General features: G+C 42.7%; 6 protein-coding genes. 5 read left to right on the top strand and 1 reads right to left on the bottom strand.

The window, feature by feature from the left end; translation table 11 throughout:
* Window positions 1–17: 17 nt before the first annotated feature.
* Window positions 18–1,847, bottom strand: a complete 1,830-nt coding sequence (locus BV902_RS08685) for a right-handed parallel beta-helix repeat-containing protein (RefSeq protein WP_075991598.1) — start codon at window positions 1,845–1,847, stop codon at window positions 18–20.
* Window positions 1,848–2,134: 287 nt separating this feature from the next.
* On the opposite strand from BV902_RS08685, the gene BV902_RS08695 reads away from it, so the two are divergent.
* From BV902_RS08695 to BV902_RS08715, 5 genes are all read left to right on the top strand, one after another.
* Complete coding sequence (locus BV902_RS08695; RefSeq protein ID WP_157625976.1) at window positions 2,135–4,738, top strand: hypothetical protein; 2,604 nt, start codon at window positions 2,135–2,137, stop codon at window positions 4,736–4,738.
* A 259-nt stretch (window positions 4,739–4,997) separates the two neighbouring features.
* Window positions 4,998–8,195, top strand: a complete 3,198-nt coding sequence (locus BV902_RS08700; protein WP_075991601.1) for a SusC/RagA family TonB-linked outer membrane protein — start codon at window positions 4,998–5,000, stop codon at window positions 8,193–8,195.
* Window positions 8,196–8,213: 18 nt separating this feature from the next.
* Window positions 8,214–10,187, top strand: coding sequence for a RagB/SusD family nutrient uptake outer membrane protein (locus BV902_RS08705; protein WP_075991602.1), 1,974 nt, complete (start codon window positions 8,214–8,216; stop codon window positions 10,185–10,187).
* Window positions 10,188–10,197: 10 nt separating this feature from the next.
* Window positions 10,198–10,929 carry a DUF3823 domain-containing protein gene (locus tag BV902_RS08710; RefSeq protein ID WP_075991603.1) on the top strand — a complete coding sequence of 244 codons (732 nt, stop codon included), beginning with the start codon at window positions 10,198–10,200 and terminating at the stop codon, window positions 10,927–10,929.
* A 69-nt stretch (window positions 10,930–10,998) separates the two neighbouring features.
* Complete coding sequence (locus BV902_RS08715) at window positions 10,999–11,979, top strand: family 43 glycosylhydrolase (RefSeq protein ID WP_083663528.1); 981 nt, start codon at window positions 10,999–11,001, stop codon at window positions 11,977–11,979.
* The last annotated feature ends 97 nt before the right edge of the window (window positions 11,980–12,076 follow it).

The following is a 12,076-nucleotide window of genomic DNA, read 5'->3' on the forward strand; positions in this document are numbered from 1 at the left end:
CTAAGATAGTAAAATCTCTATTGATCCAAGGTTTGTAAATCACTTTGTTTGCCATTTACCGTATTGTTTGAAATACTGCTATTTGCGACACGTTCAAAAAATAAGGGCTTTTTATTCCAATGAAAAGCAGGGTATTCCTTATTGGTCTTGATTTGGTTGTTGCGAAAGACCAATCCATTGACTGATTTGGCATAAAGAATAGGCTTATCGAAGGTTTCAAAGCGGTTGTCTTCGATGACGATATGGCTATGGAAGTATTTCTGCTGATTTTTTAAATCCGGAATTTCTGGATAGATCGATATAATCGCATTGGTAAATTGGAACATATTGGTCAAGGCATTGATGAAAGTATTGTTCCGGATGCGAATATCGTGACAGCTGCCAGTTTCATACCAACCATTGGCATCGCCACACAGGAGAATAGCTGTACCTGAAGTATGATCAAAGAGGTTGTTTTCTATCAGGGTCTTTTTGGGTGTACTGAATAAAGCACCTCGTGCTCTATTGTGGCGTACGGTATTGCCACTAAATAGTACACGTGGGGTCCACGTAAGGTTTTCGATGCCAATATCCATTTTTGTTGGGTCAATAGCAGGGTCCAAAGCATTACTTAAAGTAATCTTGAATTCGCGGATTGGATCTGAGGCTTTCTCGCGTAAAACGCTAATGGATTGGATCTTATTTTTTTTGTCCCAGAGTTCCATTGTACTGGATCGGATAAATTGGACCGTATCCCCCTGGTAGCCCCAGTCAAATCCGTAGGATTGATCGTGCATATAACGACCGATCAATGTTTTGTCATCTATTCGTTTGGTGATCTTCAGGTAGGTACCATGGATATTGATGGCATCATCCATCATATTTTCATAGAGTCCATTCTTCGATACAATGATGCCCTTGCAACCCGAAAAATGTGTTGCGTCAGCCTGAGCCGTAAAATAACGGGGATCCTGATCGCTGCGAAGTGCAATTCGGAAACCTTCCAATGTGATGTTGTCCGTTAATTGAGCTAACAAACCCATGCCTTCGGCGTAATGGACGGCGATATTTTCAAGTCGTATATTTTTTCCTTTATGGACAAATACGCCCGGGTTGGGACGAAATCCAGCGCGCATGGCAACGACGGTACCTGGTATAAGCTTGCTGTTCTTCCATTGCTGCGCTTGAATAATACCCGGAGAGAGCTCTTTCACTTTGGTTGTGCCTACGCGAATATCGCTTGTATTATAGACAATGCGTTTGGTCTTTTCTTCAAAGGCAATCCCCGATGTCGGTTTCAGTTGCCAACCTTCACCGGTATTGTAAAATATACTGTCTTTGATCGTATAGGTTACCCAAGGTGCAGTTTGATAAGTAATTGTACCGTTGATTGTATCGTTTTGTAAAATCTTGACCTGGCAGATCTGGGGACGCTCAAAATCGATGTGGATATTTTTCAAAGTGAGGTTTTTATTTTCAATCAATGCAATTGGTAACATGCGGCCATGATAGATAAAGTCTGATCCTTGTCCATCAATTGTGATATTGTCGCAATTTTCAAATGCCATACCTACGGTCTTGGGGTTGTCCTGATCGTGATTGGAGATGTAGTATTCGCGGATTATTGCCCCTTCTGGATGAAAGTCATAACGTCCCTTTTTGAATTTTAAAATAATAGGTTCTTTCTTGCCAATCTTGCTGAAGATGGATTGAATAGCTTTATTGACCAATGCAGTACTATTGTTGCCCATGTTGGGAACAACACCATAGGTGGAAAGATCGATAATCTTCGTTGCGGACTGCGCAAGGCAGTTAAAATACATGAATGGTAGGAGAAGGATAAGCAAATAAGGTTTTAGGATGTTCATGATGTCCTGCTATTGATAAATTGGTTTATATCGCACAATTTCCCTATGGGATTTGGCTTGTCGAATATAGGGATAATCGTTCAACATCCAAATTAAGTCGTGAAGCGTAGCGTTTTTTTTTACGCATGTGAAAACATGGTTTTACTCATAAATGGAGGCAAAATACACGATGAAGAAGAAATTTGGTGTTAGGCAAAAGATCGCTACACCCCCTGAGGTAATAGTTGCAGAAATTTTAGATTTCTATTTAAAATTTTATATTTTTGAGATCAGGCTTAATCTAAATTGTGAAGAAAAAATCAAGACATCTTTTTCTGGTTTTATGGTTTGTACTGATCTGTCAGATTGGATCGGCGCAATATGGGTTAGAATTTGCCAGCCACAACATGGAAGCCGATAAGCGGACTAGCCTGCAGATCGGTACCAAGGAATCGATTTCTTTTCAACATAAACTGTCTGTTTCGTTCGATCTTTCCTTTTTGCCACTCCAACAGGATTATTTTGGTTATATCTTTCGACTGATTACGGATGATGGTGTCAATATCGATTTGATATACGATCGGCGGCTTGATCAGGACAAACATTTTAAATTGGTAGTGGGGGAGGACTTTACCCCGGTATCTTTCAATATCACAGCCTTACAGTTGTATTATAATTGGACGCCAATGCGCCTCGAGCTCGATATGGATAAAAAGGAGCTTTATTTTCAGGTTGGAACGGCCCGGTATTCCTATCGGCTCAATAAACAGTTTGCGCCTCAGTTTAAGCTCGTTTTTGGTGCAAATATGATGAAAAACTTCCAGACGATGGATGTTCCCCCCATGCGCTTAAAGGATATTCGAATTGCGGATAATAGCAAACTTAAATACTATTGGCCATTGAATGAGTCTTCAGGGACCAAGAGTTTAGATGAACAAAAAAAGAGTGCAGCGGAAATCGGTAATCCGATCTGGATCAAGCGGCAACGTAGTGAATGGAAAACACAGTCTTCTTTTACACTGGAAGGGCAAGCTAGTGTGGCCTTTGACAAAAATGAAGAAACACTGTTTTTTGTTGGAAATAAGCGTTTAATGATCAGTAAAATTGGTGGTAGTGATTTACGTTCGCAGGAATATGCCGATGGCAAGCTTTTGCTTGTCAATGGTAGCCAATCGCTTTTTGATCCGATCAAAAAGAACGTCCTGAATATCTCCATCGACCAAAAAATCGTTGCTGCTTATGATTCCACCAGTCGAACATGGAATAAACAATTTGATTTTCCTGCTGTAGGCACAAACTATTGGCTGTTCAACAAATATTTTAAGTCGTCCGACACGAGTATCTATATGATCGGGGGCTATGGACATTTTAAATACAAAGCGGGCGTATTGCGTTATCATCTGCCCACACAATCTTGGGATAGCATTCCTTTTACAGGTGATGAAATTTTTCCGCATTATCTTGCGGGAATGGGGCAGGGAAAGGATGGGGTATACCTGGCCGGTGGTTACGGCAGTTCCACAGGAGATCAAATGTTGAATCCCCGCATTTCAAATGATTTTCTTAAGCTTGATTTTAAAAACCACACGTCTCTAAAAGTTTACGAATTTTCATCTGCATTCGCTGATATGGTATGGGCCAATAGTCTGGTCGTTGAAGATAGTAGTGGACTGTTTTATGGATTGATTTTTCCGAACAATAAATTCAAAACACATTTACAACTGGTGGCAGGCAGCCTCAAAGGGACACAATACCAGTTTCTGGGGAGCAGTATACCCTTCGATTTTCATGACATCCGTTCTTTTGCCGATCTCTATTATGCGCCGAAATCTAAGTCCTTCGTTGCAGTTACCTTGTTTTATGATGATAAGACCGATTTGACTAAGGCAACGATTTATACTTTGCTGGCTCCCCCTTTACCGTCTGAACAGGGTATAATACCTTTGGCTAAGCCTGCGCTGCTTAAATACAGCCTTTATGCCCTCGCTGTAATGGGATTATCGCTCTTGATCTGGTGGTATCGAAAAAGAAGCAAGCAAAAAAAACAAACTATTTCCGTCATGGAAACTGATAAAATAGGAGAGCCGCACCTACAAGCAGCTCCCTTGAAGGAGACTGAACAAGATAAGAGCGGGCAATTGGTAGATCTTCCGCAACCCAAGAAAGTGGCCAAGGGATTTGAAACCCGACATGGCGCCGGAATCTACCTTTTCGGTGGCGACTTACAGATTGTGGATCTTGGTGGAAAAGAAATCACCAAGAAGTTTTCGCCATTGCTTAAAGAAATGCTGCTGATTTTTATTCTCTATACCGTACGATGGGAGCGGGGAATTAGCTCAGAGAAGCTGACTGAGCTATTTTGGTCCGATAAGAGCCAGTCCAGTGCGCGAAATAATCGATCAGTGAACATCGCCAAGCTCAATAGTTTACTCGAGCAATTGGGTGATTTTAGGGTGACCAAAAAAAGTGGTTACTGGTGCATTGAGCCAATGGATACAGTATATATCGATTACCTCCGCTTCAGCAGGATGGTATCCAATAAAAAATATTTTACAGAAACTGAAATTAGAGAATTACTCGATATAATTGACAAAGGTGGCTTCCTTTTCGAAGTGGACTATGAGTGGCTCGATAATTTTAAAAGTGAAATGTCTATTCTGGTGCTCACAACGTTGGGCAATTTTATTGAAAATCTGAATGTGCAGGATAATGCTGAACTGATTATTGAGATCTGCAATAAGATATTCTATTTTGATGAAATCAATGAGGAGGCGATGATTCATAAATGTCGTTCCTTGTTACAGCTGGGCTATCACAGCCTGGCCTTACAGTGCTATGAGAATTTCTGTCAGATCTACGCTCGTTTATATGGTGAAGCTTACCCCAAAAGTTTTAAAGACTGTCTAGATTAAGAAAAAATATTTAAAATTTTAATGTATTGATATACAGTTGTTAATGGTGTTTTTGGATGCCTGTTAATCTTCTGTTAATCTTCTATTATACCCCTCGCCAATATATTCGTTTTCATACTTAATAACCAATCAAATGAAAGCGAAAAATTATCTTCAACTCTTCCCTAGGGAATAGCGGTAATGGACTGTTTGTAGCAAACAGGTCCTCCCTAAATACATAAACCTAATACATAATTCAATAACCAATTTAAAACAATACATGAAAACAAACTTCATTTTTAATGAAAGGCCACTGCCGTGGAACAAGCTCCGTAGTTACCCTTGGCAGTGGGCATTGTCCTCGCTGCTGCTATTGTCTCCAATGGCAACCATCGCGCAGCAACAGCAGATCGAAGGTAAGGTGCAGACTTCAAAGGATAAGCCGATCGCTGGGGCTTCCATTACAGACCTCCGTACCGGGCATACCACATCGTCTGATGGTCAGGGACGCTTCAAGATTAGCGCATCGCCGGGAGATAAACTCGTGATCACTTTTGTCGGTTACCGCAAGACTGAAATGATCGTTGGGCAACAACGCCTCATGGATGTGTTGCTCAACGAAGATAATACAAGCTTGGAAGAGGTCGTGGTTGTGGGATATGGCACGCAGAAAAAGGCTTCGTTAACAGGGGCGATATCATCGGTGAACAATAAAGAAATCACAGTAACAAAAAATGAAAATGTGGTCAATATGTTAGCCGGTAAGATGCCCGGTGTCCGTATCAGCCAACAGTCGAGCCAACCGGGATCGTTTGAATCAAATATCGACATCCGCGGAATGGGTGAGCCCCTGATTGTGGTTGACGGAATCCCCCGTGATAAAGATTATCTGTCACGCATGGATGCCAATGAAATCGAAAGTGTATCCGTATTAAAGGATGCTTCAGCAGCTGTTTACGGTGTGCGCTCGGCGAATGGTGTTCTTTTGGTGACCACACGCCGGGGAAGCAATGAAGATGGAAACTTTGAAATAAACTATTCGTATAATCGTGCCTGGCAAAAGTTTCTTTATGTTCCCAATACGGTGGATGCCCTTGCCTATATGCAGCTTAAAAATGAACAGATAGGCCGCGATTTTAATAGTAATTATCCGGCGAAGATGCCTCATATTTTTGGACCGGCAGATTTTGAAGCGTATCAGAACGGCACAAAAAAGACATCCAATTATGTCGATGCGGCATTTGACAAAGTATCACCACAATATCAGCACAATCTTTCCATCAACGGTGGCGGCAAGAAAGTTAATTATTTCTTCAACCTGGGCCATATGGATCAGATGGGTGCTTACAAAAGCAAGAGTCTCAACTATAATCGCTGGAATTTTCGCTCCAACATTGATGCGCAGATCACAGATCGTCTGAAAGCGTCTTTGGATGTGGGCGGGTATGCCGATGAGACCAACCAACCACGTACGGATATCTGGGCCGTCTACAAACAGGCCTGGAGACAAAGACCTATTGTGCCGATCTATGTCAACGACAATCCCCTTTATCCGAATTTTGAGATGATCGATAACGAAAATCCGGTCGTGGTAACGGACTCCAAACAGACTGGCTATCGTAAATTTTTACGTAAGCAATTCAACGGTATTATCTCTTTAGACTATAAGGTACCCTTTGTGGAAGGCTTAAATGCGAAGGCAACCTATAATTATGATTTCAAGTACAGTGACAATACGGATTTCAAAAAGTCCTATTTTTTATATAGCTATACACCACCTGTCTATGATGGTAACGGCCAGATTATAACCCCTGAAAAGTATAATGCACATGAGAAAAATGCTCCTACGACCGTGAGGCGGAGTTCCTATCCGGATACACATTCCCTGATGCAGTTCTCGTTGAATTATAACCGTCGTTTTGCCGAAAAACACCAGGTCTCCGGTTTGTTGCTTTTCGTCGAAGAATATAACAAATGGGATAGCTTCTATGCACAGCGGGAGATCATGGTCAATTCGGAATATCTATTTGCTGGTGAGGACAAGAACCAATTGGCAAATATGGAAGGTATTGGCGAACGTACAGCACGAGGTTTGGTCGGTAAGTTCAATTACGATTACTTAGGTAAATACATTGCCGAATTTAGTTTTCGTTATGATGGCTCATCTAAATTTCCAAAAGAATCGCGCTGGGGATTTTTCCCGGCAGCCTCGGTGGGTTGGCGTATCAGCGAAGAAGGGTTTATTAAAAACAACTACAATTTTATCAATAACTTAAAAATAAGGGCATCCTATGGTAAGCTCGGAGATGACCGTTCGGCAGGTAATTACCCTTCAACCATCGTTGGTTATGCACTGGAACCCAATGAAACGGGATGGATCTTTGGTGGAAACCTCGTGAATGGGGCCCTGCCTACAGCAATTCCCAACCCTAATCTCACTTGGTATACTTCCAAAACTGCTGACGTGGGTTTGGATATGGATCTATGGAACGGCAAGCTGGGCTTGACTTTTGATTATTTTAACCGTAATCGCTCAGGCCTTCTAGCGACAAGCCTTGACTTGATCCCTGGTACTGTTGGTGCCAACCTACCGCAGGAAAATCTGGAAAGCGATCGAACGTTCGGCTATGAGCTCTCTTTGACACATCGCAATAAGATCAATGATTTCAATTATTTTATTAATGCGCAGGTCTCTTCTACCAAGAGTCAATTTGTAAACCGCGTAGAATCAAAAGCGGGTAATTCGTATGACAACTGGCGTAACCGCTATTCTAATCGTAATAAGGATATCTGGTGGGGCAAGGAGTACGCCGGACAGTTTGGATCGTATGAACAGATTTATAACCACCCAACATTGGTAAGCAGCGGCACATTGCCTGGTGATTATTACTATCAGGACTGGAACGGCGATGGAGTGATCAACGATGCCGACAATCATCCTATTGCAACGTACAATATGCCTTTGATCAACTATGGTTTTACATTAGGAGGATCGTGGCGCGGTCTGGATCTGACGATGAATTTTCAGGGTGCTGCAAAAGTGTATGTACAATATAGTGAGGTACTGGCAGGACCACTGCAGTTTGACGGTGGTGCTTTGACGCAGTTTTTGGACCGTTGGAGACCAGCTGATGCCGGTGCCGATCTATTTAACCCAAGCACACAATGGCTTGCTGGATATTATCCTTCTACGGGCTCTGCCATGGCCGAAGGAACCCGGGCAGTTCAAAATGCCTCCTATCTGCGTCTGAAAACCTTAGAACTGGGTTATTCTCTCCCGCAACAATGGTTGAAGACACTAAAAATAAAAAATCTAAGGATCTATGCGAGTGCTTATAACCTGTTGACATGGACAGGTCTCAAATATACCGATCCCGAGCACCCAGGATCTGCCGGAGGTTCTTCATCGGGTGATATTGATGTGTACAAATATCCCATCAATAAAACCTACAACATTGGAGCATCCATTAAATTTTAATCTCAAAACGAACAAAACATGAAAAAATCAATCGCTATAGCAATCATTGGCCTTTTTCTGTGCTCGGGCATGCAATCCTGTAAAAAAATGGATCTGGATCCACTAGGGGTATTAGGTGAAGATGCGCTTTTTGGAAATGAGGCTGGAGCACGTAAATATGTCGCTGGAATGTACAGCTATCTACCCATAGAAGACTTTGTATATCATCCTGAAAGAGGATTTAGATGGGACAATTATTGGCAAAATTCGGAAACGCTTGCGGCCATGAGTGGCGAGATGACCGGACAATTTTGGGGGGTAGCTGGGGCACAGGGCTTTGGTTACTGGCCATATGATCGCATCCGGAATGTCAATACCCTGATTGCAGGCCTACCTAAATACAAAGCCAATTATACCGAGCAGGGGTACAACCAGATCTTTGGGGAAGCCCATTTCCTACGAGCTTTCTATTATTTTGCTTTGGTTAAGCGCTACGGTGGGGTACCTATTATAAAAGACGTGCAGGATCCAACAGCCGATAAAGAACAGCTCTTGGTTAGCAGAAATAAAGAATCTGAGGTTTATCATTTTATCAATGAAGACTTGCAGGTGGCTATTTCAATGATGTCTGGAAGCAGCGAACGTGGCCGCGCCAACAAATATGTGGCAGCAGCTCTACTTTCCCGCGCCATGTTGTATGCCGGTAGTATTGCTAAATATAGTTCGTATAGCAATCTCTCTGGCGATGCCACAGACAAGCAGTTGGTAGGTATCAAAAAGGAAGAAGCGGAATGGTTCTTCAAACAGGCTTATGATGCTGCAACAACCGTGCTGGCAGGACCGTACAGTCTGTACAATAAAAATGCACAGGATAAGGAACTCAACTACGTAAATTTGTTTTTGGACTTAGACAGCCCTGAGGATATTCTGATCAAGGAGTATAGTCTGACCGCACCGCACAACAACCGTCTCAAACATAGCTATGACGCCACACACTTACCCAATCCGACCTTTTCGAGTGACAATGAGTCTGCGGCATACCCCGTATTGAATGTCGTGGAGTTATTCGGTGAACTTCCAATCACTGATGCCGGTGGAAAACCAGTACGCTATACGGACCGTAAACAGCTGTATGCCGATTTGGAACCTCGTCAGCGGGCCACATTTTACTTCTCGGGAATGGAATTGCGCGAAGGCGCCGAAAGACGGAGTTTTGATATTCAGCGTGGACTCTATAAAACCTTTCCCGGTAAGGCTGCTGATGCACAGATGGGCGCGGGTACTGCGGCGATAAATAGCGAGTCAAATCGAATCTTGGCTGGCCCCAAGAATAGCCTGTTTGATTACAATGGTACGAAGATCAACATAACAGGCGAGCATGGCATGTGGAAAGATGGACATGCCAACAATACCCGAACTGGATTTTACATCCGTAAATACATTAACTATAAAATGTCTACCAAGGATGTGAAGTTATATAACAGTACACAACCCTGGAAGGTCTTTAGGCTCGCTGAGATACTTTTGAATAAGGCCGAAGCTGCTTATGAACTTGGCCTGATCAAAAATGATGAAGCACTTAAACAGGAAGCATTTCAATACATCGCGCAGATCCGTAATCGTGCTGGTGCCAAGCCTTATCTCTATACAGCTGCTTCGGCAAACCTCTCCGGTAAATATGGTTATCCCTTGGATGGAAATCTGCAATTTATACGTGAGGAGCGCGAACGTGAACTTTGCTTTGAAAATCACCATTGGTGGGATATGCGGAGATGGCGCATTGCAGATGTGGAGCTCAACAACTTTGTACCCAATTCGCTGATGCCTTACCTTGTATTGGATGAACTGAAATATGCTCCGGGCGGTGAACGGATCAACTCCTTTATTTTTATTCGCGAAAAGGAACCTTGGAACAAGACGTTCAACTTTGAAAAGAAATGGTATTATGAACCTATTCCGGGTGGAGAACTGAACAAAAACCCTAATCTATATCCACAGAACCCTATTTACTAACTGAGCGGAAATGAGAACGATATATTTATTTACAGCATTGACAGGCTTGTTATTTTTAAATGCCTGTTCGAAAACAGATAATTACGATGGCCCGAATGCGAGTATGAAAGGGCAGGTCATTGATAAGGTAACGAATAAACCCTTCCTGACCGGACAGGGCGAATTTAGCATCCGTTTGCTAGAAACCAGTTGGAGTGACAATCCCGCACCGCAGGATATTGCCGTCAAGCAGGACGGATCGTATAATCATACAAAACTCTTTCAGGCGACGTATACCCTCCAGCCCTATGGTGGTGCATTTTGGCCAGCACAGAAGATCGAAGGTTACCAACTGGGTGCTAATGCAGAGCAAAACTTTGAGGTGACACCCTACCTACAGATCAAAAATGTGAAGTGGACCTTAAAAGCGGAAAATAAACTGGAAATCTCCTGTACGCTTGCTGCACCTATTACAGGTGGATTACCGCAAGTGATTGAGGTTCGCCCATTCCTGAGTCTGACACCATACTGTGGGGCTGGCAACCGTATTGATGCGTATTATAAGGATGAATATCGCGCATTGATCAATCAAAACTGGGAAAATATTGGCAATATGCAGACCGGAGAAGGAAAGGAAACTTATACGATCAAGGATATTCCATTGAAATCAGGGTACACCTATTATGTACGGATGGGTGCAAAAGTGCGCGACACCTACGAAAAATTCAATTATTCGGAAGTGGAGGTTATTAAAGTACCTTAAGGAAAGAATCTAAACAATGAGCGGGACTTGGTGCCCGCTACTACTACTCAATACTAAATAATTATTCGGATGAAACAATTTATCAAAGCAGGTTCCAGATGCCTATTGGGCATGACATTATTTTTTGCCACACACTTGCAGGCGCAAGATAATCCATTTATCAAACATATGTATACCGCAGACCCTTCGGCGCGGGTATGGGCCGATGGCCGCCTGTATGTGTACGCTTCACATGATATTGCTCCGCCTCAAGGTTGCGATCTGATGGATCAGTATCATGTGTTTTCGACGGCGGATATGAAAACATGGATCGATCATGGCGAAATATTACGCGCCTCACAAGTCCCTTGGGGTAGAAAAGAAGGTGGATTTATGTGGGCTCCGGATTGTGTCTATAAAAATGGTACTTATTATTTTTATTTTCCACACCCAAGTGGTACCGAGTGGAACAAGACCTGGAAAATTGGTGTAGCTACGAGTAAATCACCAGCAAAGGATTTTGTGGTACAGGGCTATGTAAAGGGGGCCGAAGCACTTATTGATCCGCATATCTTTATCGATGATAATGGACAGGCCTATTTTTATCAGGGGGGCGGTGGTGTCTGTAAAGCGGGTAAGCTCAAAGACAATATGATGGAGATTGATGGTGAATTGCAAAAGATGGAAGGTTTGGAAGATTTTCACGAAGCTTCATGGGTACACAAGTATAATGGGAAATATTATCTGTCCTATTCTGACAATCACGATGAGAACTGGAAAGATGGAGTAAAAGGAGATAACCGTATGCGCTATGCGGTAAGTGATAGCCCAATGGGACCATGGAAATCGATGGGCATCTATATGGATCCGACGAATAGCTATACAAACCATGGCTCCATTGTCAAGTTTAAAGGTAAATGGTACGCTTTTTACCATAACAGTGAATTGTCACAAAAAAATGGCGAATTCAACGATTGGCTTCGTTCCATCTGCGTAGACCGCTTGGAGTACAATAAGGACGGTAGTATCAAGAAGGTAAAGCAGACTGGATTATTGACAGGTCCCAAATAATCGATGGACACGAAGACGATATGTTGCCAAAAAAAATTAACTTTAGGGGCGGAACAACTGTTTCGCCCTTAAACCATCGAACACTTAATTGTTTAAA

The sequence above is a fragment of the Sphingobacterium sp. B29 genome (genome assembly GCF_001952815.1).
In the GTDB taxonomy this organism is placed as follows: Bacteria; Bacteroidota; Bacteroidia; order Sphingobacteriales; family Sphingobacteriaceae; genus Sphingobacterium; species Sphingobacterium siyangense.

Coding starts and splice junctions, on each gene's coding strand:
- BV902_RS08710 (WP_075991603.1), top strand. CDS start 10,198: ATGAGAACGATATATTTATTTACAGCATTGACAGGCTTGTTATTTTTA.
- BV902_RS08700 (WP_075991601.1), top strand. CDS start 4,998: ATGAAAACAAACTTCATTTTTAATGAAAGGCCACTGCCGTGGAACAAG.
- BV902_RS08705 (WP_075991602.1), top strand. CDS start 8,214: ATGAAAAAATCAATCGCTATAGCAATCATTGGCCTTTTTCTGTGCTCG.
- BV902_RS08715 (WP_083663528.1), top strand. CDS start 10,999: ATGAAACAATTTATCAAAGCAGGTTCCAGATGCCTATTGGGCATGACA.
- BV902_RS08685 (WP_075991598.1), bottom strand. CDS start 1,847: ATGAACATCCTAAAACCTTATTTGCTTATCCTTCTCCTACCATTCATG.